Below are 21467 nucleotides of genomic sequence, written 5' to 3' on the forward strand. Positions count from 1 at the left end.
GGGCGCGGTCAGCGCCCCGGGATCAGGCCGCCTTGCGGGCAGCGCGGCGAACCGGCTTCTTGGCCGCAGCGACCTTGGCCTTCACGGTGCGCACGGGGGCGGCTTCTTCGGTGCCGCTCACACGGGCTTCGATCTGCTTGGTGCCGGCGACGATGCGGTCAGCGATTTGCACCGACACGGTGGCGAAAGGCTGGTTCACGGCCGACAGGGCGTTCAGCACGGTGGTGGCAGCGGGCGATTCGATCTGGGCGACGCGGTTGGCGACGGTTTCGATGCCGCTGGTGGTGCCGGCGGCGACGCGGTCCATCACGTTCACGATGCGGCTGGTGTCGATGTCCAGGCGGTTGGCCAGGAAGCCATGCACCTTCTCTTGCGCGCCGATCAGGTTGGCCTTGATCTGCTCGCTCACCAGCGGGATCTGGCGGTTGCCCAGGAACTCGCTGTAGCGCGAAGCAGCACCGCCCAGCAGGCGTTGCACGCCGGTGCGGTAGGCGCCGACCAGGGTCTTGCCGGCGTCGTTGTACTGGCCGACGACGTGGATGGCGGCGGAAGCGATGTTGGTTTGCGTGGACATGTGAGATTTCCTTGAAGTTGAATGGCTCGCGGGGAATCGCGATGGGCCAATCATCTTCCGCAGGGCCTAGGCCTGGAAAACTAGAACGGTCGGAAAACTAGTCCAACTGCCCCAATTTTTTGCCCAGGCCGGGCCGGCCCCGTCGATCATGCCGCAGCGGCGCGCGGCGATGCGGCGGCCTTGCGGGCCGCGGGCCGGGGCGCGGCCTTCTTTGCCGCCGCCTTCTTCGCAGGGGCTTTCTTCGCCGCCGCCTTGACCGGTGCGGCCTTGGCAGGGGCCTTCTGCGCCGTCTTCTTGGCGGCGACGGCCTTCACCGGCGCCTTCTTGCGCGCGGCCGGCTTGCGGGCCGGCGCAGCGGCCTGGGCCTCTTCGTCCGCTTCAGGGGCGGGGGCGGCCACGGGCTTGGGCGGTGTGGCCGGCGCGCCGGAGACGGCCGGGTGCTTCTGCGTCAGCTCCATCAGCAGCTTGTGCTCGGCCAGCAGGTAGTCGCCGATCTCGGTGATGTCGGGCACGGCGCGGCGGCAGGCGATCAGGCCGTAGTCCATGCGGCCGTTGTAGCTTTGCACGGTGACGTTGAGCGCGGTGCCGTGGCTGGCGATCGACACCGGGTAGTAGCAGGTGACCAGCGCCCCCGCGAAGTACATCGGGAACGGCGCGCCCGCCACGTTCGAGACGGCCACGTTGGCCGCCGGCGGCAGCAGGTTGACGATGCCCGAGCGCCCCACCATCGACGCGATGCCCGACACCAGCCAGGGCGCGGCGAAGGTCGGGAAGTCGTCCAAGATCACGGCCTTGAAGCGGTTCATCGTCGACTTCGAGGAATTCGACGAGGCGTTGATCGCCTTCAGCCGCTGCAGCGGATCGGTGATGTCGGTGGCCAGGCTCACGAGGATCATGCTGGCCTGGTTGTTGGCCGTCTGGTCGCCGGCCTCGCGCAGGCTCACGGGCACGCCGGCCACCAGCGGCTTGGCCGGCAGCTCGTTGTTGTCGGCCAGGTAGTGGCGCAGCGCGCCGGCCACGGTGGCCAGCACCACGTCGTTGAGCGACACGCCGAAGTGCTTGGCGATGTACTTGGTCTCGGCCAGCGAGATGGTGCGCCCGGCGAAGGTGCGCTGGTTGGTGATCGACACGTTCAGCGAGGTGCGCGGCGCGAAGAGGTTGAACTTCTTCGGCGCGGTGGCGGCCGCCTTGTCGGCCGCCTTCTCGTCGGGCTGGGCCAGGCCGCCGATGGCGCGCGCGATGGCCGGCGCCATCTTGAAGAGCTTCACGTACTGCTGTGCCGTGTTGCGCAGCGCCGCCGTGGCGAGTTCGGCCATGCCCAGCTGGTAGCCGTTGCTGCGCGGGCGCGCACGCGGCGGCTTGATCACGCGGCCGGTGGCCTCGAGGTCGAAGATGGCCTTGCCCAGCTCGACGCCGGCCTGTCCGTCGATGCCCGCGTGGTGCACCTTGGTGTACAGCGCCACCTGGCCGCTCTTGAGGCCGTCGATGATGAAGAACTCCCACATCGGCCGGCTGCGGTCCATCAGCGTGGAGTGCAGCCGTGCCACGTACTGCTGCAGCTGGCGGTTGGTGCCCGGCTTGGGCAGCGTGATGTGGCGCACGTGGTAGTCGAGGTCGATGTCGTCGTCCTCGACCCACACCGGATTGGTCATGTCGAAGGGCATCAGCGCGAGCTTGCGCGTGAACACGTCGGCCAGGTGGATGCGGCTGGCCATGAAGGCCTTGGCGTCTTCGTAGAAGTCGCCCTTGTAGCCCTTGGGCAGGTCCAGCACGTTGAGCGAACCCACGTGCATCGGCATCTCGGGGGTTTCCAGGTGCAGGAAGGTGGCATCAAGACCGCTCAGGTGTTTCATGTGTGGTTCTCCTCGTTGGGGCATGCGCCGTCCGGCAGGATACCGTGGGCATCGCGTTCGTGGGCCTTCGCTTCTTCAGTGTTTCCACCGGGGGAAGGCACGCCCGGGACAGGGGTTTGCCCCAAGGATGGCCGGGGCGCGCATCCACTTGTAATGAAAAAATCGACGCGCCTCGAATGCAGCAACAACTGCTCACAGGCCGCCGCATTCACGGGGGCTTCGTACACTGTGCCGCATGACCTCTGCGCACAACGACGACCCCCATCTCTGGCTCGAAGACATCGACGGCGAAGCCGCTCTGGACTGGGCTCGCCAGCAGAATGCAAGCGCCGTTCACACCTATGCGCAGTCGCCGGCCTTCCAGTCGATCGAGCAGGGCCTGCTCGAGGTGCTCGACTCGGACGCGCGCATTCCGATGGTCAGCAAGATCGGAGCGCTGTACTACAACTTCTGGCGCGACAAGGCGCACCCCAAGGGCCTGTGGCGCCGCACCACGCTCGCCGAATACCGCACGCCCGAACCCGCGTGGGAGACCGTGCTCGACCTCGACGCGCTGGCCGCGCAGGACGGCGAGAACTGGGTCTGGCACGGCGCCGACTGCCTGGAGCCGGCCTACGAGCGCTGCCTCATTTCGCTCTCGCGCGGCGGCGCCGATGCCGACGTGGTGCGCGAGTTCGACCTGGTGAACCTGGCCTTCGTCGAAGGCGGCTTCGCGCTGCCCGAGGCGAAGAACCACGTCACCTGGAAAGACATCGACCACCTGTACGTGGGCACCGATTTCGGCCCCGGCTCCATGACCAGCTCGAGCTACCCGCGCCTGGTGAAAGAGTGGCAACGCGGCACGCCGCTGGCCGAGGCGGTCACCGTGTACGAAGGCGCGCACGAAGACATGTCGGTGAGCGCCTGGAGCGACCACACGCCCGGCTTCGAACGCGACTTCGTCTCGCGCCAGATCGACTTCTACGACAGCGAGACCTGGCTGCGCGCCCCCGACGGCACGCTCGCCAAGATCGACGTGCCCGACGACGCCAACACCGGCGTCACGCGCGAGTGGCTGCTGATCGAGCCGCGCGAAGACTGGAGCGTGGCCGGCCGCACCTACACCGCCGGCTCGCTGCTGGCCGCGCGCTTCGACGACTACATGGCCGGCGCGCGCGAGCTCACGCTGCTGTTCGAGCCCGACGACACCACCGCGCTGGACGACTACTCGTGGACGCGCCACCACCTCATCCTCAACGTGATGCACGACGTGGTGAACCGGCTCGAGGTGCTCACGCCGCCGGCGGACGGCCGGGGCGACTGGGCCCGCGACAGCCTGGGCGGCGCGCCCGCGCTGTCGTGCGTGGCGGCCGGCGGCATCGACGAGACCGAGAGCGACGACTACTTCCTGACCGTGAGCGGCTTCCTGCAGCCGACCACGCTGTACATCGGCACCCTCGGCCAGGGCGAGCCGCAGCCGCTGAAGCACAGCCCCGGCTTCTTCGACGCCTCGCGCTTTCGCGTGAGCCAGCATTTCGCGACCTCGGCGGACGGCACGCGCGTGCCCTACTTCGAGATCGCCGCCAAAGACCTCGTGGCCGACGGCACGAACCCCACGCTGCAGTACGCCTACGGCGGCTTCGAGATTTCGCTGGAGCCGAGCTACAGCGGCGGCATCGGCCGGGCCTGGCTCGAACGCGGCGGCGTGTACGTGGTGGCGAACATCCGCGGCGGCGGCGAGTACGGCCCGCGCTGGCACCAGGCCGCGCTGCAGGAGAACCGCCTGCGCACCTGCGAGGATTTCGCGGCCGTGTCGCAGGACCTGTTCGCGCGCGGCATCACCTCGCCCGCGCACCTGGGCGCCATGGGCGGCAGCAACGGCGGCCTGCTCATGGGCAACATGCTCACGCTGTACCCGCAGCTGTACGGCGCCATCGTGAGCGAGGTGGCGCTGCTCGACATGAAGCGCTACACGCAGCTGTCGGCCGGCGCCTCGTGGATCGCGGAGTACGGCGACCCGGAACTGCCCGACGAATGGGAATTCATCCGGACCTTCTCGCCCTACGAGAACGCCCGGGCCGACGCGCCCTACCCGCCCGCGCTTTTCACCACCTCCACGCGCGACGACCGCGTGGGGCCGGTGCATGCGCGCAAGATGCACGCGAAGCTGCTCGCGCAGGGGCACGACAGCAGCTTCTACGAGAACATGGAAGGCGGCCACAGCGCCGCCGCGGACAACAAGGCGTCCGCCTTCATGGATGCGCTCGGCTACGCCTACCTCTGGCACCACATCGGGAGACCGACATGAACAGCAGCAGCACCGGGACAACCACCCTCGAACTGATCGGCGCGCCGACCGACATCGGCGCCAGCGTGCGCGGCGCGGGCATGGGCCCCGACGCGCTGCGCGTGGCCGGCCTGGCCGAGGCGCTGGCGGGCCAGGGCTTCACGGTGCTCGACCGCGGCAACCTTGCGGGCCCGGCCACGCCATGGGCACCGCCGGCCAACGGGCTGCGCCACCTCACCGAGGTGATCGCGTGGAACCGCTCGGTCTACGCCGCCGTCGACACCGCGCTGGGCGCCGGCCACGTGCCGGTGATGCTGGGCGGCGACCACTGCCTGGCGATCGGCTCGATCAGCGCGGTGGCCTGGCACGCACGCAAGCGCGGCAAGAAGCTGCGCGTGCTGTGGCTGGACGCGCATTCCGACGTCAACACCGAGACCACGAGCCCCAGCGGCAACCTGCACGGCATGCCGGTGTCGTGCCTGTTGGGCCACGGCCCGGCGGACCTCACGGGCTGGAGCGGCGAGCCCGCGGCGCTGGCGCACGACGCCATCCGCTTCATCGGCATCCGCAGCGTCGACGCCGACGAGAAGGAAGCGATCCGCACGCTCGGCCTGCACGTGTTCGACATGCGCCACATCGACGAGAACGGCATGCGCACCACCATGACCGAGGCGCTTCAAGATGTGGACGAAGACACCCACCTGCACGTGAGCTTCGACCTCGATTGCCTCGACCCGGCCGACGCGCCCGGCGTGGGCACGGGCGTGCGCGGCGGGCCGACCTACCGCGAGATGCAGTTGTGCATGGAAATGATCGCCGACACCGGCCGGCTCGGCTCGGTCGACGTGGTGGAGCTCAACCCCGCGCTCGACGTGCGCAACCAGACGGCCGAGGTGGCGGTGGAGCTGATCGAGAGCCTGTTCGGCAAGTCGACGCTGGTGCGCTGAGCGCCCGGCCTGCTCAGCCGCGGTTGGGCGAAGGCGCCACCGGGAAGGTGGTGGCGGCGGGGCGCGTGGCGGGCTTCGGCGCGTCTTCAGCATCGGCCGGCATGTCGGGGCCGCCGCCCTGCAGGAAGCGCTCGACCAGCGTGAAGAAGCGGTCGTAGAAACGTTCGTCGGTGAGCGTCTGGCTCGCCACCTTGACCATCGCCTCGTTGCTGCCGCCGAAGGGCAGCGAGAGCGAGCCGATGGCGCCCACGCCCAGGCTGGCCGAGTTGCTGCCCTTCTTCAGGCCGTAGCGGTCCTGCAGCGCGGTCGCGAAGGCCACGGTGCTGCGGCCGGCCGAGGCGCTGCCGGCGCCCCCTTCGCGCGCGCAGACCACGCGGAACTCGACCTCGACGTGCGTCTCAGCCGCGGGCTGGAAGCTCTTGCGCGCGGTCACCAGGTCGGCGTTGGCCGCCGTGACCATGTAGCCCTGGCTCAGCAGCGCGCGGCGCGCCGCTTCGCAGGTCTGCGCCTCGCTGGCGGCGTAGTTGCGCGTGTGGGTGGTGGTGGAGTCGAAGTCTTCGGGCTCGTAGGCCTGGCCCGTGCCGAAGCTGCCGCAGCCGGCCAGCAACAAGGCCGACAGCAGGCCCGGGAACAGAAACGCCGGCACGCGAGCCGGCGAAGAGAAGAAAGCAGCAGAAGAGGTGGGGGGCATGGCAGGGCGGGAAGGACACCGGATGCTAACCAACCGGCGGCTTCGCTTCGAGCCCCCGGCAGGCCGGGGGTTCCCGAAAGGCCCTGCAAGCCCCGGAGATCGCGTCAGGGGTACAGACCGCGTTCCTGGCGCGCCATCAGGATGCGCTCGCAGGCCACCGCGTAGGTGGCGGTGCGCAGCGGGATCTTGTGCTTGTCGGCCGTGTCCCAGATCTGGTTGAGCGCGTTCATCATGATGCGATCGAGGCGCACGTTGATCTCGTCCTCGTCCCAGAAGAAGGACGAGAAGTCCTGCACCCATTCGAAGTACGAGACCGTCACGCCGCCGGCGTTGCAGATCACGTCGGGCACGACCAGCACGCCGCGCTCGGCCAGGATGTCGTCGGCCTCGGGCACCGTCGGGCCGTTGGCGCCTTCGAGCACCAGCTTGGCGGTGGTCTTCTTGGCGCGCTCGGCCGTGAGCTGGCCTTCGAGGGCGGCCGGGATCAGGATGTCGCAGGCCACGTCCCAGAAGTCTTCGTTCGGCACGATGTCGCCGCCGGCCTTGAAGCCGACCACGCCGTCGGTGCGCGAGATGGGCACCAGCTGGGCCAGGTCCAGGCCATTGGTGTTCACGATGGTGCCGGTGTGGTCCTGCACCGCGACGATCTTGGCGCCTGCCTCGACGAAGAGTTCGGCCGCGACCGAGCCCACGTTGCCGAAGCCCTGCACCGCGATGCGCGCGCCGCGCAGGTCCATGCCCAGGCGGCGGGCCGCTTCACGGCCGGTGACGAACACGCCGCGGCCGGTGGCCTTCACGCGGCCCAGCGAGCCGCCCAGGTGCAGCGGCTTGCCGGTGACCACGCCGGTGGCGGTGCCGCCGACGTTCATGGAGTAGGTGTCCATCATCCACGCCATGATCTGCGCGTTGGTGTTCACGTCGGGCGCGGGGATGTCGGTGTGCGGGCCGATGATGATGCCGATCTCGCTGGTGTAGCGGCGCGTGACCTTCTCCAGCTCTTGCAGCGACAGCTTCTTCGGGTCGACGCGGATGCCGCCCTTGGCACCGCCGTACGGCAGGTTCACGGCCGCGGTCTTGATGGTCATCCAGGCCGACAGCGCCATCACTTCTTCCAGCGTGACGTCGGGGTGGAAGCGCACGCCGCCCTTGCCCGGGCCGCGGCTCATGTTGTGCTGCACGCGGTAGCCCTCGAAGTGGGCGATGGTGCCGTTGTCCATCTCGATCGGCACGTCGACGATCAGCGCGCGCTTGGGGCGCTTGAGGGTTTCGACCCAGCGTGCCAGCGGGCCGAGGTACGGCACGACGCGATCGACCTGCGACAGGTAGGTGCCCCAGGGGCTGTTGGCCGTCGGATTGACGAAGGAGAGTTTCTCGTTCATGGAAGATTCCCTTGGTTGGAATGGATGGGCGCAACGATATTCCGACTGCGGGCCGCGCGCCATGGCTTATGCATGCCGCGATGGCGGTTATGCAAGAGAAGTTGGAAGGCCCCTTGCGGCCCCTCTCGGCGCGCCCCGATGCAGGTGGATACGCACATGACAAAACCGTCATCCAGACGTTATCGGTCGCGTGGATGCGCTTCGTACAGTCGTTCTCACCAACCAAGCAACCACCTCAAGGAGTGAACGAACATGAAGCTGTCTGCCACCACCCGCCTGCTGAACACCGCCGCCGTCGCCGCCCTGCTGGGCCTGGCCGCCGCGCCGAGCTTTGCCGGCAACTACGCCGAAGGCGACCCGCGTCCCGCGCCCTTCGCGTCGTCGACGACGCGCGCCGCCGTGACTGCCGACGCCCAGCAGTGGCTGAAGACTGCGCCCACCCAGGGCTACAACGAGAACATGGGCCAGGAGCCGGTCGTGGTGTCGGCCAACAGCCGCGCCGCCGTGGCCGCCGACACCCAGCTGTGGATCCGCTCGGGCCTGGCCGCCCAGCAGTCGGGCGAAGCCGGCGCCGACACGTCGCGCCCCGGCTACCGCGAAGCCCAGGCTGCGTACACCAAGCTGCGCGAAGGCCCGGCCTACGGCGCGCTGGTCGACCAGCTCTCGGGCCGCCAGGCCGCCGCACCCGGCGCGACCACGGTGCGTTGAATGCGGTGACCCACGGCTTTCGGTAGTTCAAATGACTGCGAAAGGGTAGTCCAACGGCATTTCCTTGGTTCTATCTCCTATGGCCGTGGCAAATAGGCCGCATTTCTTGCAGCCGATCGATGTGTGCGCCGGATAATCCTCGAATGCTTGATCTGGACCGCATCGATCTGCGCCTGCTGAAGATCCTTCAGGAAGACGGCCGCATCACCAACCTCAAGCTGGCGGAGGCGGTCGCGCTGTCCCCCACCGCCGTGCTGGCGCGCGTGCAGCGCCTCACGCGCGACGGCTTCATCCTGGGCTACGAGGCCCGCCTCGACCCCTACAAGCTGGGGCGCGGCTTCACCGTGTTCGTCGAGGTCCTGCTCGACCGCACCACCGCCAACGTCTTCGACCAGTTCAAGGCCGCCGTGCAGGTGCGCGACGAGATCATGGAATGCCACATGGTCGCCGGCGGCTTCGACTACCTCCTCAAGACCCGCATGGCCGACATGGCCGCCTACCGCGAATTCGCGGGCACCGTGCTGTGGCAGTTGCCCGGGGTGCGCGAGACGCGCACGTATGCGGTGATGGAAGAGGTCAAGAGCAGCGCGCGGTTGCCGCTGGGGGTCTAAACCGACCCTAGGCGGGCTTGCGCGCCCGCCCGCCGAAGATTGCCGTACCGACCCGCACCATCGTGCTGCCGGCACTGACCGCCGCTTCGAGGTCGCCACTCATGCCCAACGACAGCGTGTCCAGCGCGATGCCCGCCGCGCGGATCGCCTCGAACACCGCGTGCGCACGCAGGCACAGTTCGCGCTGCGCCGCGAAATCCGCCGCCGGTTCGGGGATCGCCATGAGCCCGCGCAGCGTCAGTTGTGGCAAGGCCGCCACAGCGCGCGCGAGCGCCAAGGCCTCTTCCGGCGGCACGCCGGACTTGTTCGCGCCGCCGTCCACGTTGACCTGCAGGCACACCTGCAGCGGCGGCAGGTGGGCCGGGCGCTGGGCCGACAGGCGCTCTGCGATCTTCAGGCGGTCGATGCTGTGGACCCAGTCGAACTGCTCGGCCACGGGCCGCGTCTTGTTGCTCTGCAGAGGGCCGATGCAGTGCCATTCGAGCCCCGCGCGCAGGTCGGCCAGCGCGGCGATCTTGTCCAGGCCCTCCTGCACGTAGTTCTCGCCGAAGGCCGCCTGGCCGGCCGCGTGCGCCTCGCGCACCGCCTCCGGCCCGAAGGTCTTGGACACCGCCAGCAGGCGCACCGCCGCCGGGTCGCGCCTGGCCTGCGCACAGGCCCGGTCGATCCGGGCCCTTACTTGCTGGAGATCGTCGCCAATCATCGTCATAATCTTCCGAATTCGTATCAAAACGTCACTAAAGCCTGCCTGAGGAGCCCCGTGGACATCACCCAACTGCTGGCGTTCAGCGTCAAGAACAAAGCCTCCGACCTGCACCTGTCGGCCGGCCTGCCGCCGATGATCCGCGTGAACGGCGACGTGCGCCGCATCAACGTCGATGCACTGGACCACAAGGCGGTGCATGCCATGGTGTACGACATCATGAGCGACACGCACCGCAAGCACTACGAAGAGTTCCTGGAGGTCGACTTCTCGTTCGAGATCGACGGCCTCGCGCGCTTCCGTGTGAACGCCTTCAACCAGGCGCGCGGCGCGGCCGCGGTGTTCCGGACCATTCCCTCGAAGATCCTCACGCTCGAGCAGCTCAACGCGCCGAAGATTTTCGGCGAACTCGCGCTCAAGCCGCGCGGCCTCGTGCTGGTGACGGGCCCCACGGGCTCGGGCAAGTCGACCACGCTGGCGGCGATGGTGAACTACCTCAACGAGAACGAGTACGGCCACATCCTCACGGTGGAAGACCCGATCGAGTTCGTGCACGAATCCAAGAAGTGCCTGATCAACCAGCGCGAAGTGGGGCCGATGACGCTGTCGTTCGCCAACGCACTGCGCTCCGCACTGCGCGAAGACCCGGACGCGATCCTGGTGGGCGAGTTGCGCGACCTCGAAACCATCCGCCTCGCGATGACCGCGGCCGAAACCGGCCACCTGGTGTTCGGCACATTGCACACCTCGTCGGCCGCCAAGACCATCGACCGGATCATCGACGTGTTCCCGGGCGAAGAGAAAGAAATGATCCGCGCGATGCTGTCCGAATCGCTGCAAGCCGTGATCTCGCAGACGCTGTGCAAGACCAAGGACGGCCAGGGCCGCGTGGCGGCGCACGAGATCATGCTGGGCACGCCGGCCATCCGCAACCTGATCCGCGAGGCCAAGGTCGCGCAGATGTACTCCACCATCCAGACCGGCCAGGGTTCGGGCATGCAGACGCTCGACCAGAACCTGACGGAGCTGGTGCGCCGCAATACGATCTCTGCCGCCGAAGCGCGCGGCAAGGCCAAGATCCCAGAAAACTTCCCCGGCTGATTCGAACAGCCACCCGGAGCACAGACATCATGGAACGCGATCAAGCCAGCCAGTTCATCAACGACCTGCTCAAGCTCATGGTGAGCCGCAACGGCAGCGACCTGTTCATCACCGCCGATTTCCCGCCGGCCATCAAGGTCGACGGCAAGGTCACCAAGGTCTCGCAGCAGGCGCTGGGCGCGCAGCACACGCTGGCGCTCACGCGCTCGATCATGAACGACCGCCAGACGGCCGAGTTCGAGCGCACCAAGGAGTGCAACTTCGCGATCTCTCCGACGGGCATCGGGCGCTTTCGCGTCAACGCGTTCGTGCAGCAGGGCAAGGTCGGCATGGTGCTGCGGACCATTCCCGCCAAGCTGCCGACCATCGACGGGCTGGGCATGCCGCAGGTGCTCAAGGACGTGGCGATGACCAAGCGCGGCCTCACCATCCTCGTGGGCGCCACGGGCTCGGGCAAGTCGACCACGCTGGCCGCGATGATCGACTGGCGCAACGAGAACTCCTACGGCCACATCGTCACGGTGGAAGACCCGGTCGAGTTCGTGCACCCGCACAAGAACTGCGTGGTGACGCAGCGCGAAGTGGGCATCGACACCGACAGCTGGGAAGCCGCGCTGAAGAACACGCTGCGCCAGGCGCCCGACGTGATCCTCATGGGCGAAATCCGCGACCGCGAGACCATGGAGCACGCCGTGGCCTTCGCCGAAACCGGCCACCTGTGCATGGCCACGCTGCACGCCAACAGCGCCAACCAGGCCTTGGACCGCATCATCAACTTCTTCCCCGAAGAGCGCCGTGCGCAGCTGCTGATGGACCTGTCGCTGAACCTGCGCTCGCTGGTGTCGCAGCGGCTGGTGCCCACCGAAGACGGCCAGGGCCGCGTGGCGGCGGTCGAGATCCTGCTGAACACGCCGCTGATCTCCGACCTGATCTTCAAGGGCGAGGTGGGCGAGATCAAGGAGATCATGAAGAAGAGCCGCAACCTGGGCATGCAGACCTTCGACCAGGCGCTGTTCGACCTGTTCGAGGGCAACGCGATCAACTTCGAAGAGGCGATCCGCAACGCCGACTCGGCCAACGACCTGCGCCTGCAGATCAAGCTCAACAGCCAGCGCGCGCGCAGCACCGACCTGGCGGCCGGCACCGAGCACTTCGCGATCGTCTGAGGCCGCCCCGCCGGCGCCCCGCGGTGCGCCGGCCTTGTTTCTTTCTTTGGCTTTAAGCTGTCGGCCATGAGCAGCATCAACCCCCGCACCTACGAATCCGTTCCCGCCCAGACGGTGGCCTTTCTCGGCCTCGGCGTCATGGGCGGGCCCATGGCCGGGCACCTGGCCAAGGCCGGCCACACGGTCACGGTCTACAACCGCACGCCCGCCAAGTCGCAGGCCTGGGTCGCCGAGTTCGGCGCCCCCGGCCGCCACGCCCCCACGCCGCGCGAAGCCGCGGCTGGCGCGGACATCGTGTTCTGCTGCGTCGGCAACGACGACGACCTGCGCTCGGTGGTGCTGGGCGACGACGGCGCGCTGGCCGGCATGAAGCCCGGCGCCGTGCTCGTGGACCACACCACGGCCTCGGCCGACGTGGCGCGCGAGCTGTCGAAGGCGGCGCTCGCGCGCGGCCTTCACTTCATCGACGCGCCCGTGTCGGGCGGCCAGGCGGGCGCGCAGAACGGCGCACTCACCGTCATGTGCGGCGGCGACGAGGCCGTGTTCGAGCGCATCAAGCCGGTGGCGATGGCCTTCTCCCGCGCGGTCACGCTGCTAGGCGAGAGCGGTGCGGGCCAGCTCGCCAAGATGGTGAACCAGATCGCCATCGCGGGGCTGGTGCAGGGCCTGTCGGAAGCCATCGCCTTCGGCCAGCGCGCCGGCCTGGACATGGAAGCCGTGCTCGGCGTCATCAGCAAGGGCGCGGCCCAGAGCTGGCAGATGGAGAACCGCGGCAAGACCATGATCGCCGGCAAGTTCGACTACGGCTTTGCCGTCGACTGGATGCGCAAGGACCTGGGCCTGGTGCTCGACGAAGCCAAGCGCAACGGCGCGCGCGTGCCGGTGACGGCGCTGGTCGACCAGTTCTATGCCGACGTGCAGCAGGCCGGCGGCAGGCGATGGGACACCTCGAGCCTGATCATCAGGCTCAAATGAAAAAAGCCCGCGGAAGCGGGCTTTTTGGTTTCAGCGGACCGGCGAGGTCGTTGCACCACCGGCCGGCGCGGGCAGCGGCTCCATCGGCGGCAACGGCACACGCGAACCCGAGGCAGCACCCGGCGTCGATGGCGTCGCATTGCTCACCGGTGCGGGGCCCGTGCCGCCGCGCTGCGCGGCGGACTGGTTGGCCGCCTGGCTCGCGGCCAGGTCGGCCTCGCTCACCACCTCGACCACGCGCACGACCTTCGCCACGCCCGTCACGCCGCGCGTGATCTCGGTGGCGCGGTCGGTCTCGCGGCGCGTGGCGATGCCCATCAGGTAGACCGTGCTGCGCTCGGTCACGACCTTGAAGGAGTTGGCGAAGATGTCCTTGGCGTCGAGCAGCGAGGCCTTCACCTTGCCGGTGATGTACAGGTCGTTCGAACGGTCCTGGAAGGTGCTCGGGGCGCCGATGGTGAGCTCGTTCACCACCGAGCGCACGTTGACCACGCGGCTCACCTCGTCCTCGACGCGACGGCGGTCGGCGTCGTTGCCGACGGCGCCGGTCAGCAGCACCTGGCGGTTGAAGCTGGTGACGCTCACGTACATGTTGTCGTTGGCGATGTCGCGCACGCGGGCCGCGGCGCGCAGCTCGATGCCCTGGTCGTCGAGCTGGGCGCCCGAGCTGCGGCGGTCGGTCGCCACCATGCCCACGCCCACCACCGCGGCGCCGCCCACGACGAGCGGCACGCAGGCGGACAGTCCGGCCACCAGGGCGGCGCCCAGGGTGAGCGCCAGGGCGAAACGTTGGGTCGAGGCCTTGGTCAGGGTCGTCATGGTCATGAGGAAACTTCCTGTTCTCCGAGTAACTGGGCATCCACGCCGTCGCACAGGCAATGCAGCGCGAGCAGGTGGATTTCGTGAATGCGCGCCGCACGCTCGTGCGGCACGCTGATCTGTACATCGGTTTCGCGCAGCGCGCGGCCGATGGCGCCGCCGGTGCCGCCGACGCCGGGCGCCGCGGTGGCCAGCCCCGTGGCGGCGTTGCCGAGCAGCGCCACCACCGTCATGTCGCGCTCATGCGCGGAAAGCACGGCAGCCAGCACCGCGGACGACTGCCCGCTGGCGCTGAGCACCAGCAGCACGTCGCCGGCCTGCCCAAGCGCGCGCACCTGGCGCGCGAAGCGGTCGGCATCGGCGGCCTGCGGGCTGTCGGCCGCCGGGTCGGTGGTGTCGCCGGGCAGCGCGATGGCACCCAGCTCGGGCCGCTCGCGTTCGAAGCGGCCCACGAAGTTCGAGGCGAACTGCGCGGCCAGCAGGCCCGACACGCCGGCCCCGCAGGCCAGCACCTTGCCGCCGCTGGTCACGCAGGCCAGCAGGGCCTGCATCGCTTGAGAGATGGGTTTGCTGAGGACCGGGCCGGTCTGGTATTTGAGGTCGGCACTGTCGATGAAGTGCTGCTGAATCCGTTGCTCGAGCATGGGGCGCGATGATAACTGGGGGTCGTGAAACAAGACGTTTGAGTGGTGGAGCCTTCAGCAAGGCTTCAGTTCCCTGGCGGGTGCGTCAGCCGGCGTCGAAGGCGGCTTTCAGCCAGGTGATTTTCTCCTCGATCAGCACCACATCGAAACGGCATGGCGGCAATGCGCGCAAACGGCCCAGGTAGTGCCGCGCGGCCAGCACGATGCGCCGCTGCTTGCCCGCCGTGATGCTGCCGCCCGCGCCGCCGTGCGAGCCCGCGCTGCGCTGGCGCACCTCGACGAACACCAGCGTGCCATCGCGCGGATCGCGCATGATCAGGTCGACCTCGCCGCCGCCGCGCCCCGGCGTCCGATAATTGCGCGCGACCGGCACGAGGCCGGCCTGGCGCAGGTGGTCGAGCGCGGCGTCTTCCGCCGCATCGCCGCGATGCTTCGTCGTCGTGGTGCTTGTCGTCATGGCTCCCTGCCCTGTTCTTGTTTTCGCTGCCCTACGGAGAAACCTCTTGGCTTCACTCGCCCCTGCTTCCTTCGGCGCGGCCCTGCCGGCCGCGCACGACGCCGCGGGCGCGCAGCATTATCCGCAGGGCACGCTGTACGTCGTCGCCACGCCGATCGGCAACCTGGCCGACATCACGCTGCGCGCGCTGCATGTGCTGCAGCTGGTGGACGCCGTGGCCTGCGAGGACACGCGCCACACGCAGAGCCTGCTGCGCGCCTACGGCATCGACCGCCCCGGCGCCCAACTGCTCGCGGTGCACCAGCACAACGAGGCCGAGGCCGCGCAGGCCGTGGTCGCGCGGCTCGCGCAGGGCGAGCGCATCGCCTACGTGAGCGACGCCGGCACGCCCGGCGTGAGCGACCCCGGCGCGCGCCTGGCCGCCGCCGTGCGCGCGGCCGGCCAGCGCGTGCTGCCACTGCCGGGCGCCAGCAGCGTCATCACGCTCGTGAGCGCGGCCGGGCTCGTGGCCGACGGTGGCGAGAGCAGCCACGCCCACAACAGCAGCGCCTTCGTGTTCGCGGGCTTCCTGCCGAGCAAGGCCGGCGAGCGCGACACCGCCGTGCAGGCCCTCGCGCAGGAGCCGCGCGCCGTGGTGCTGCTGGAAGCGCCGCACCGCATCGACAGCCTGGCCCGCGCGCTGGCCGTGCTGGGCGAGCGCCGCATCACCGTCGGCCGCGAGCTCACCAAGCAGTTCGAAGAAATCGCCACCGTGGCCGCCAGCGCGCTGCCCGACTGGTTCGGCGCCGACCGCGACCGCACGCGCGGCGAGTTCGCGCTGGTGCTGCACCCCGTGGCGGTGAGCGGCGACGGCGGCGCGGAAGGCGAACGTGTGCTGCGCCTGCTGCTGGCGGAACTGCCGGTGAAGACGGCCGTGAAGCTGGCCGCCGAGATCAGCGGTGCGCCGCGCAACACGCTGTACGAGCTGGCGCTGCGCATCCGCAACGGCGCGGAAGGCGAGTAGACCGGCTGCGGCTACGCGCCGGGCCCGGGTTCCGACAGGAATTCCGGCGGCACGCACGCGGTCAGCCAGACCCCGTTCTCGGCGAGATGAAACGCGTGGCCGAGCGCATGCATGCGGCCGGTGTCCACCCGCAGCACAAGCGCCTTGCCGTGGCGCCGCCCCACCTGCACCGCCGTGGCCTCGTCGGCGGACAGGTGCACATGCTGCCGCGCACCCGGCAACAGACCCCGCACGCGGATGGCCGCCAGAAAGCGCGTCGCGGTGCCGTGGAACAGCAATGCCGGCGGCGTCACCGCCTCGAAGCTGCGGCTGACCTGCGCCGTGGAGTGCCCTTGCAGCGCGCGGATGCGCAGCCCGTCGCCTGACAGCTCGTAGCGCTTCTTCATCCCCGAATCGACGACGCGCACGACGTCCGGCCGGGTCAGGTCGCGGCCAGACGCCACAGCGCCCGCAACGAGATCGTCGATGCCGGCCCACCCCTCTGCGTCGAGGCGCAGGCCGACGGATTCCGGCGCATGCCGCAGCACGTAGGCGATGAACTTGCTCGCGTCTTCGGGTGTCATGGCGCCTTCCGGCCGGAGGACTGAAGGGCCGCCCGCCAATGGTCGGCATGGGCCAGCAGTGCGTCCTTGAGGCGCTGCTCGTGCGGCGTGGGCGGACGGTCGGCCGCATGGAACACGTGGTACTCGAGCGGCGGATAGCCCTGCAATGGAATGGCGACCAGTTCCCGGGGGATGCGGCAGCAGGCGTTCACCACCGCGAGGCCGAAGCCCAGCTGGGTGAAACGCAGCATCAGCTCCCAGCCGTTGGCTTCGAGCGAGGGCTGCCAGGGCACCGACTCGGCCTGCAGCAGCCGGCCGAGCAGTTCGCGGTGCGGCCTGCCGGCGGGCGGCACGATCAGGTGCGCGCCCTTCAGGTCCCGCAGGCGCACCGACTTGCGCCCGGCCAGCGCGTGCGTGCGGGGCACGACCAGCACCTGCCCCACGGACGTCAGGCGCCGCGCCTGCAGGTCCGCGGGCACCGTGCCGAGCGGCGCGATGCCCAGCTGCGCCTGCCCGGCCCGCACCGCCTGGACCGCTTCGTCGCGGTTGCGCGTGAGCAGTTGCAGGTGCGGCGATGCGCCCGGTCCGGAGAACTGCGACAGCGCCTTGCCCAGCAGGTAGAGGTACGCGCCCTCGCCGGCCGCCAGCGTGACGACCGGCGTGTCCTGCCCCACGGCCAGTCCCTTGACGAAGCGCCGGTTGAACGTCAGCAACTCCCGCGCATGCCGCGCGACCTGCTCGCCGGTCTGCGTGAGTTGCAGCGCACTGCCCACCCGCACGTACAGCGTTGCATCGAGCTGCTCGGACAGCTTGCGCACCTTCGCATGCAAGGCCGGCTGGCTGATGTGCAGCAGTCGGGCCGACTCACTGAAGTTCAACGTGTCGGCGAACACGGCGAAGGACTGCAGCGCGTCGAGGTTGGTGCGGGGTACATCCATCTATCCATTTTATGGATAACACCTTCAATATCAGTAGTTCCTGGTGAACGCCTTCATTTCTACGATCCGGCTGCTTCTTCAAGAACACAAGGAACAAGAAATGAAAAACACACACCCACTTCCCCGCCTCGGCATCGACATCGGCCGTGTGCTGATCGCGCCCGAGGACGCCGATGGCGCGGACACGTCCTTCATCGGCGGTTCGCTGGACGACGCGCTGCGCACACCGCCCTATGAAGGCATGTTCGATGCAGTCGGCCCGCTGGTGGACCGATTCGAGGGACGCGTCTGGCTGGTCTCGAAATGCGGCCCGAGCGTGCAGGCCAAGAGCCGTGCCTGGCTGCGGCATCACCGCTTTTTCGAACGCACGGGCATTGCGCCCGCCAACCTGCGCTTCTGCCTGCAGCGACCGCAGAAAGCCGATCACTGCCGCGAATTGCGCATCACGCATTTCATCGACGACCGCAGCGACGTGCTGCGTCACCTGGAAGGCATCGTGCCCCACCGGTATCTGTTCGGCCCCCAGCGAAAGCCAGTGACAGTCGCGGGCCTGGTGCGGCTGCCCGCATGGCAGGACGCTGCCGCGCTGGTCACCTGAGACGCCGGTCTTCAGCCGTCCAGCTCGGCATAGCGCCGAAAGATCCCATCCTCATTGAACGCGATGCGTCGGGGACTTTGCAGGTAGTCGTGCACGCGCTGGCGTCGCCGGATGTTCGCGTGCAGCTTCACGACCGCGGGCGTGGCGTCGAGCGCTCGCGCAGCGGCCTTGGGAAAGGCGTACTGCAGGCCTTCCACCAGCTGGAACAGCGACAGGTCGGCATAGGTCAGCACGTCGCCGACCAGGTGCAGGTCGCCCGAAGGGTTGCGCTGCAGCACCTGCTCGAACCAGTTCAGGAATTTCGGGATGCGCGCCTCGCGGAAGGCACGCGCACGCTGCAGGGCTGCGTCGCGCTGGTCTTCGTAGTAGTCGCCGGTCGAGATCGGGTGGTGGGTGTCGTGCGCCTCGGCCACCGCGTCGGCGATGGTGAGTTGCAGCTGGTGCGTCCACAGGCCGTCGGATTCGCCGATGCCGGCCAGCCCGAGCTTGGGGCCGAGGTACAGCAGGATCGCGGCGGTCTGGCCGACCACGATGTCGCCGTCGACGAGGAACGGCGGTGCGAACGCGGCGCGCGGGTTGCCGGGGTCGCCGAGCCGGCGGCCCAGCGCGGACTCGCCGCCGCCTTGTGAGGCGGGCAGCCGCGCGACATCGACGTAGTCGGCGCCCGCCGCTTCGAGTGCGAGCCGCACGAATTCGCCGCGGCCCTGGATCGTGGGCCAGTAGTGCAGTTGGTATGCCATGCGGCCATGGTGGCAGGGCCGGCGGGGTGCTGCAACCGGCGGCCGGCTGCGAGGGATGTCAGATCAGGCGGTGAAGGCGCGCGGCCGGCTCACCAGAACTTCCACCACGGGCGCGGCGGCTGGCGCAGGGCCAGGGGGCGGGTGTCCAGGTCGGCGCTCTGGCTCGGCGGAATCGAATCGCCGAAGCGGCGGCGCATCTCGGCCTCCAGGGCATGTGCGATGCCGCGGGCCTGTTTCTCGCCGCGCAGCGCGCGCCGACGCCATTCGGCGGCGTGTGCTGCGAGGCTGGTTTCGTCCAGTTCGGAGAGCTCCATCATGCGGGGAATTTTTACATGCGTGCGTCCGGGTGACAGGGTGCAACGGCGTGTCACGGCCCGGTCGCGCGGATCTCCGGATCGGCCTTGCCTTGCAAGGCCGCGCCGGGTCGGGGAAGAAGTGAAAAAACCGGAAGCCCTTGCGGAATTTCCGGTCTTGAAGGTGGTCCCGCCGCCAGGAATCGAACCTGGATCTCAGCCTTCGGAGGGCCGAATTCTATCCGTTGAAATACAGCGAGAGGGGTGCTCCGGAATGCACCGGAGCCACACATTATGGCCTATCAGGCCGCGGCGGTTTCCGCGTCCTGCGCCGTCAGGACGCCACCGGCCGGCGTGCGCGGAAAACCGAGCCCGGCCAGGTAGACGCGGAAGGTGCGCCGCCCGGTCGACACGAGGTCGAAGGCCGTGGGGTCGAGCAGCCAGTTCTGGATCAGCCCGCCCATCAGGGCGTGCATGCCCTGCGCCGCGACCGCACCCGGCAACGGCAGCCGGATGCGGGCGCGCCGCGCGGCCAGCCGCAGGGCCTTTTCGAAATCGACCACGCAGGCGTTGCGCGCGTCCAGGTGGCGCTGCTGCACCGAGGCCATGTCATGCGTGTACTCGACCTTGTGGGTCGCGATGTCGAACACGCGCCGCACCTGCGGGTCGGCGACCATGAGCGTCAGCGCGTGGATCAGGCCTTCCTCGATCTCGACCAGCGGGTCATCGCCGGGGATGTCGCTCTTGGGCGGCGTCTCCAGCGGCAGGATCACGCGCTCCATCATGGCGTTGAACAGATCGGCCTTGTCCTTGAAGTGCCAGTAGATGGCGCCCCGGGTCGCGCCGGCCTGCTGCGCGATCTGCTGCAGCGTGGTCTGCGAAACACCTTGCGCCTGAAACAGCAACTCCGCGGCATCGAGCAATCGATTCCGCGTCGCCAGTGCTTCTTCCTTCGTACGACGTGCCACCAAGTCTCCTGATTTGTAAAGCGAACGCCCTTTGCGTATCGTGGGGCCATTGCATGGCTGTCACTATACATCCATGAATGTATGTAAACTAGCGCGCTTCTCGGATGGCCCACCTGCCCGTGCTGGTTTACGGATCTCTCCCGCAAACGCGCCATCTCCCGTCTTCGCATCAAAGGAATCACATGCCTCTTCTGCATGTCTCGCGTCAACCGTCCTTGTCGTTTTCGCCGCGTCTCGCGACCGTGGCCCTCGTCTCCCTCCTGTTCCTGGCCGCCTGCGGCAAGGGCGAGGCCCCGGCCGGACCGGGCGGCGGTGGCGGTGGTGCCCGTCCGGCGCCTGAAGTCGGCGTGGTGACGGTCAAGCCCACCGACGTGGGCCTCGTGACCGAGCTGCCCGGCCGCCTCGAAGCCTCGCGCATCGCCCAGGTGCGCGCCCGCACGCCGGGCATCCTGCTCAAGCGCGAGTTCCGCGAAGGCAGCGACGTGAAGGCCGGCCAGCTGCTGTTCCGCATCGACCCGGCACCGCTGGTGGCCGCCACGCAGAACGCCCAGGCCGCACTGGCGCGCGCCGAAGCCAACGCCGTGCAGGCCAAGGCACTGGCCGATCGCTACAAGCCGTTGGTCGAGGCCAACGCCGTGAGCAAGCAGGAATACGCGACGGCCGTGGCCTCCGCCAAGACGGCCGACGCCGACGTGGCCGCCAACCGCGCGCTGCTGCAGACCGCCAAGATCAACCAGGGCTACGCCGATGTCACCTCGCCCATCGCGGGGCGCATCGGCCGTGCGCTGGTCACCGAAGGCGCACTGGTCGGCCAGGGCGACGCCACCGAGCTCGCCGTCGTGCAGCAGATCAATCCGCTGTACGTGAACTTCACGCAGTCGGCCTCCGACGTGCTCAAGCTGCGCCGCGCCGTGGCCGCCGGCCAGTACAAGCGTGCCAGCGGCGAAGAAGCCGCGAGCATCCGCGTGGTGCTGGAAGACGGCACCGACTACGGGCAAGACGGCAAGCTGCTGTTCTCCGACCTCACGGTCGACCCGACCACGGGCCAGGTCACGCTGCGCGCCGAGATCCCGAACCCCAAGGGCGAGCTGCTGCCCGGCCTGTACGTGCGCGTGAAGCTCGAGCAGGCCCAGGTGACGAACGCGATCACGGTGCCGCAACAGGCGGTCACACGCACCCAGCAGGGCGACCACGTGACGGTGGTCAGCGCCGACGGCAAGCTGAGCCAGCGCACCGTGAAGATCAGCGCCGCCAAGGACAACCAGTGGGTGGTGCTCGACGGCCTGAAGGCCGGCGAACAGGTGATGGTCGACGGCTTCCAGCGCCTGCAGATGATGCCGCCCGGCACGCCCGTGAAGGCGGTGCCGTGGCAGAAGCCGACGCCGAACGGCGCGGCTGCACCCGCGGCACCGGCAGCGTCTGCTGCCGCAGCGGCACCCGCCGCCAGCCCGGCTTCGGCCCCGGCTGACAAGAAGTAATCAGGAGCGCCTC

23 protein-coding genes and 1 tRNA gene are annotated in these 21467 nt (G+C 68.9%); 10 read left to right on the forward strand and 14 right to left on the reverse strand.

The genetic code is table 11. From position 1 onward, the window contains the following. Positions 1-22: 22 nt before the first annotated feature. Positions 23-574, reverse strand: a complete 552-nt coding sequence (locus tag AC1RAD_RS21090; RefSeq protein WP_095950081.1) for a hypothetical protein — start codon at positions 572-574, stop codon at positions 23-25. A gap of 146 nt (positions 575-720) precedes the next feature. Beyond that, on the reverse strand, positions 721-2427 hold the full coding sequence (locus AC1RAD_RS21095) for a WS/DGAT/MGAT family O-acyltransferase (protein ID WP_070063828.1): 1707 nt from the start codon (positions 2425-2427) through the stop codon (positions 721-723). Positions 2428-2662: 235 nt separating this feature from the next. On the opposite strand from AC1RAD_RS21095, the gene AC1RAD_RS21100 reads away from it, so the two are divergent. Together AC1RAD_RS21100 and rocF are read left to right on the forward strand one after the other, a co-directional pair. Then, positions 2663-4714, forward strand: coding sequence for a prolyl oligopeptidase family serine peptidase (locus AC1RAD_RS21100; protein WP_492737017.1), 2052 nt, complete (start codon positions 2663-2665; stop codon positions 4712-4714). After that, positions 4711-5640: an arginase gene (gene rocF, locus AC1RAD_RS21105; protein ID WP_070063826.1), complete on the forward strand. Its 930-nt coding sequence runs from the start codon at positions 4711-4713 to the stop codon at positions 5638-5640. The genes AC1RAD_RS21100 and rocF overlap by 4 nt, the downstream gene beginning before the upstream one ends. A gap of 13 nt (positions 5641-5653) precedes the next feature. On the opposite strand, the gene AC1RAD_RS21110 is transcribed toward rocF, so the two are convergent. Continuing rightward, positions 5654-6331: a DUF2242 domain-containing protein gene (locus AC1RAD_RS21110; protein WP_070063825.1), complete on the reverse strand. Its 678-nt coding sequence runs from the start codon at positions 6329-6331 to the stop codon at positions 5654-5656. A gap of 104 nt (positions 6332-6435) precedes the next feature. Then, a complete protein-coding gene (locus tag AC1RAD_RS21115; RefSeq protein ID WP_492732633.1) occupies positions 6436-7710 on the reverse strand; it encodes a Glu/Leu/Phe/Val family dehydrogenase in 1275 nt (424 codons plus the stop codon). 252 nt (positions 7711-7962) lie between these two features. Here AC1RAD_RS21115 and AC1RAD_RS21120 point away from each other — a divergent pair, with 252 nt between their 5' ends. Together AC1RAD_RS21120 and AC1RAD_RS21125 are read left to right on the forward strand one after the other, a co-directional pair. Continuing rightward, complete coding sequence (locus AC1RAD_RS21120; protein WP_159274673.1) at positions 7963-8418, forward strand: hypothetical protein; 456 nt, start codon at positions 7963-7965, stop codon at positions 8416-8418. Positions 8419-8561: 143 nt separating this feature from the next. After that, positions 8562-9029 carry an Lrp/AsnC ligand binding domain-containing protein gene (locus AC1RAD_RS21125; protein ID WP_062478450.1) on the forward strand — a complete coding sequence of 156 codons (468 nt, stop codon included), beginning with the start codon at positions 8562-8564 and terminating at the stop codon, positions 9027-9029. Positions 9030-9036: 7 nt separating this feature from the next. Here AC1RAD_RS21125 and AC1RAD_RS21130 read toward each other — a convergent pair whose 3' ends face one another. Then, a complete protein-coding gene (locus AC1RAD_RS21130; RefSeq protein WP_492737020.1) occupies positions 9037-9738 on the reverse strand; it encodes a YggS family pyridoxal phosphate-dependent enzyme in 702 nt (233 codons plus the stop codon). 51 nt (positions 9739-9789) lie between these two features. On the opposite strand from AC1RAD_RS21130, the gene AC1RAD_RS21135 reads away from it, so the two are divergent. The 3 genes from AC1RAD_RS21135 (at position 9790) to AC1RAD_RS21145 (ending at position 12974) form a co-directional block, all read left to right on the forward strand. Beyond that, complete coding sequence (locus tag AC1RAD_RS21135; RefSeq protein ID WP_062482334.1) at positions 9790-10833, forward strand: type IV pilus twitching motility protein PilT; 1044 nt, start codon at positions 9790-9792, stop codon at positions 10831-10833. 29 nt (positions 10834-10862) lie between these two features. Then, positions 10863-11999, forward strand: a complete 1137-nt coding sequence (locus tag AC1RAD_RS21140; protein ID WP_062482331.1) for a PilT/PilU family type 4a pilus ATPase — start codon at positions 10863-10865, stop codon at positions 11997-11999. A 66-nt stretch (positions 12000-12065) separates the two neighbouring features. Further along, positions 12066-12974: an NAD(P)-dependent oxidoreductase gene (locus tag AC1RAD_RS21145; RefSeq protein WP_492737022.1), complete on the forward strand. Its 909-nt coding sequence runs from the start codon at positions 12066-12068 to the stop codon at positions 12972-12974. A 30-nt stretch (positions 12975-13004) separates the two neighbouring features. Here AC1RAD_RS21145 and AC1RAD_RS21150 read toward each other — a convergent pair whose 3' ends face one another. From AC1RAD_RS21150 to AC1RAD_RS21160, 3 genes are all read right to left on the reverse strand, one after another. Further along, complete coding sequence (locus AC1RAD_RS21150; protein WP_062482325.1) at positions 13005-13799, reverse strand: BON domain-containing protein; 795 nt, start codon at positions 13797-13799, stop codon at positions 13005-13007. Beyond that, positions 13796-14437 carry an SIS domain-containing protein gene (locus tag AC1RAD_RS21155; protein ID WP_062482322.1) on the reverse strand — a complete coding sequence of 214 codons (642 nt, stop codon included), beginning with the start codon at positions 14435-14437 and terminating at the stop codon, positions 13796-13798. Before AC1RAD_RS21155 ends, AC1RAD_RS21150 begins: the two co-directional genes overlap by 4 nt. An 85-nt stretch (positions 14438-14522) precedes the next feature. After that, positions 14523-14894, reverse strand: coding sequence for a YraN family protein (locus AC1RAD_RS21160; RefSeq protein WP_139701305.1), 372 nt, complete (start codon positions 14892-14894; stop codon positions 14523-14525). A gap of 46 nt (positions 14895-14940) precedes the next feature. Here AC1RAD_RS21160 and rsmI point away from each other — a divergent pair, with 46 nt between their 5' ends. Beyond that, positions 14941-15897 carry a 16S rRNA (cytidine(1402)-2'-O)-methyltransferase gene (gene rsmI / locus AC1RAD_RS21165; protein WP_492737024.1) on the forward strand — a complete coding sequence of 319 codons (957 nt, stop codon included), beginning with the start codon at positions 14941-14943 and terminating at the stop codon, positions 15895-15897. 11 nt (positions 15898-15908) lie between these two features. Here the strand turns inward: rsmI and AC1RAD_RS21170 are convergent, their stop codons facing one another. Continuing rightward, the gene (locus AC1RAD_RS21170; RefSeq protein ID WP_492737026.1) at positions 15909-16460 is read right to left on the reverse strand and encodes an RNA 2'-phosphotransferase; all 552 of its coding nucleotides are present in this window, start codon (positions 16458-16460) and stop codon (positions 15909-15911) included. Next, positions 16457-17377: a LysR family transcriptional regulator gene (locus AC1RAD_RS21175; protein ID WP_492737027.1), complete on the reverse strand. Its 921-nt coding sequence runs from the start codon at positions 17375-17377 to the stop codon at positions 16457-16459. Before AC1RAD_RS21175 ends, AC1RAD_RS21170 begins: the two co-directional genes overlap by 4 nt. Positions 17378-17420: 43 nt before the next feature. On the opposite strand from AC1RAD_RS21175, the gene AC1RAD_RS21180 reads away from it, so the two are divergent. After that, positions 17421-17975, forward strand: a complete 555-nt coding sequence (locus AC1RAD_RS21180; protein ID WP_492687265.1) for a hypothetical protein — start codon at positions 17421-17423, stop codon at positions 17973-17975. An 11-nt stretch (positions 17976-17986) separates the two neighbouring features. Here AC1RAD_RS21180 and AC1RAD_RS21185 read toward each other — a convergent pair whose 3' ends face one another. The 4 genes from AC1RAD_RS21185 to AC1RAD_RS21200 form a co-directional block, all read right to left on the reverse strand. Further along, positions 17987-18715: a glutathione S-transferase gene (locus AC1RAD_RS21185; protein WP_492737029.1), complete on the reverse strand. Its 729-nt coding sequence runs from the start codon at positions 18713-18715 to the stop codon at positions 17987-17989. Positions 18716-18804: 89 nt separating this feature from the next. Beyond that, positions 18805-19032 carry a hypothetical protein gene (locus AC1RAD_RS21190; protein WP_062481748.1) on the reverse strand — a complete coding sequence of 76 codons (228 nt, stop codon included), beginning with the start codon at positions 19030-19032 and terminating at the stop codon, positions 18805-18807. Positions 19033-19193: 161 nt separating this feature from the next. After that, positions 19194-19268: transfer RNA gene (locus tag AC1RAD_RS21195), tRNA-Arg, on the reverse strand. A gap of 42 nt (positions 19269-19310) precedes the next feature. Then, positions 19311-19979, reverse strand: coding sequence for a TetR family transcriptional regulator (locus AC1RAD_RS21200; protein ID WP_492737030.1), 669 nt, complete (start codon positions 19977-19979; stop codon positions 19311-19313). Between the two features lie 179 nt (positions 19980-20158). On the opposite strand from AC1RAD_RS21200, the gene AC1RAD_RS21205 reads away from it, so the two are divergent. After that, the gene (locus AC1RAD_RS21205) at positions 20159-21454 is read left to right on the forward strand and encodes an efflux RND transporter periplasmic adaptor subunit (protein ID WP_062481754.1); all 1296 of its coding nucleotides are present in this window, start codon (positions 20159-20161) and stop codon (positions 21452-21454) included. The last annotated feature ends 13 nt before the right edge of the window (positions 21455-21467 follow it).

It is taken from the genome of Variovorax sp. GW823-FHT04B03 (genome assembly GCF_058796495.1).

Excerpts from the sequence above, each read along its gene's own strand:
- rocF (WP_070063826.1), top strand. The coding sequence starts at position 4,711 with ATGAACAGCAGCAGCACCGGGACAACCACCCTCGAACTGATCGGCGCG.
- AC1RAD_RS21130 (WP_492737020.1), bottom strand. The coding sequence starts at position 9,738 with ATGACGATGATTGGCGACGATCTCCAGCAAGTAAGGGCCCGGATCGAC.
- AC1RAD_RS21175 (WP_492737027.1), bottom strand. The coding sequence starts at position 17,377 with ATGGATGTACCCCGCACCAACCTCGACGCGCTGCAGTCCTTCGCCGTG.
- AC1RAD_RS21185 (WP_492737029.1), bottom strand. The coding sequence starts at position 18,715 with ATGGCATACCAACTGCACTACTGGCCCACGATCCAGGGCCGCGGCGAA.
- AC1RAD_RS21205 (WP_062481754.1), top strand. The coding sequence starts at position 20,159 with ATGCCTCTTCTGCATGTCTCGCGTCAACCGTCCTTGTCGTTTTCGCCG.
- AC1RAD_RS21120 (WP_159274673.1), top strand. The coding sequence starts at position 7,963 with ATGAAGCTGTCTGCCACCACCCGCCTGCTGAACACCGCCGCCGTCGCC.
- AC1RAD_RS21150 (WP_062482325.1), bottom strand. The coding sequence starts at position 13,799 with ATGACCATGACGACCCTGACCAAGGCCTCGACCCAACGTTTCGCCCTG.
- AC1RAD_RS21170 (WP_492737026.1), bottom strand. The coding sequence starts at position 16,460 with ATGACACCCGAAGACGCGAGCAAGTTCATCGCCTACGTGCTGCGGCAT.
- AC1RAD_RS21100 (WP_492737017.1), top strand. The coding sequence starts at position 2,663 with ATGACCTCTGCGCACAACGACGACCCCCATCTCTGGCTCGAAGACATC.
- AC1RAD_RS21090 (WP_095950081.1), bottom strand. The coding sequence starts at position 574 with ATGTCCACGCAAACCAACATCGCTTCCGCCGCCATCCACGTCGTCGGC.
- AC1RAD_RS21190 (WP_062481748.1), bottom strand. The coding sequence starts at position 19,032 with ATGATGGAGCTCTCCGAACTGGACGAAACCAGCCTCGCAGCACACGCC.
- AC1RAD_RS21115 (WP_492732633.1), bottom strand. The coding sequence starts at position 7,710 with ATGAACGAGAAACTCTCCTTCGTCAATCCGACGGCCAACAGCCCCTGG.
- AC1RAD_RS21155 (WP_062482322.1), bottom strand. The coding sequence starts at position 14,437 with ATGCTCGAGCAACGGATTCAGCAGCACTTCATCGACAGTGCCGACCTC.
- AC1RAD_RS21140 (WP_062482331.1), top strand. The coding sequence starts at position 10,863 with ATGGAACGCGATCAAGCCAGCCAGTTCATCAACGACCTGCTCAAGCTC.
- AC1RAD_RS21160 (WP_139701305.1), bottom strand. The coding sequence starts at position 14,894 with ATGACGACAAGCACCACGACGACGAAGCATCGCGGCGATGCGGCGGAA.
- AC1RAD_RS21145 (WP_492737022.1), top strand. The coding sequence starts at position 12,066 with ATGAGCAGCATCAACCCCCGCACCTACGAATCCGTTCCCGCCCAGACG.
- AC1RAD_RS21125 (WP_062478450.1), top strand. The coding sequence starts at position 8,562 with ATGCTTGATCTGGACCGCATCGATCTGCGCCTGCTGAAGATCCTTCAG.
- AC1RAD_RS21095 (WP_070063828.1), bottom strand. The coding sequence starts at position 2,427 with ATGAAACACCTGAGCGGTCTTGATGCCACCTTCCTGCACCTGGAAACC.
- AC1RAD_RS21110 (WP_070063825.1), bottom strand. The coding sequence starts at position 6,331 with ATGCCCCCCACCTCTTCTGCTGCTTTCTTCTCTTCGCCGGCTCGCGTG.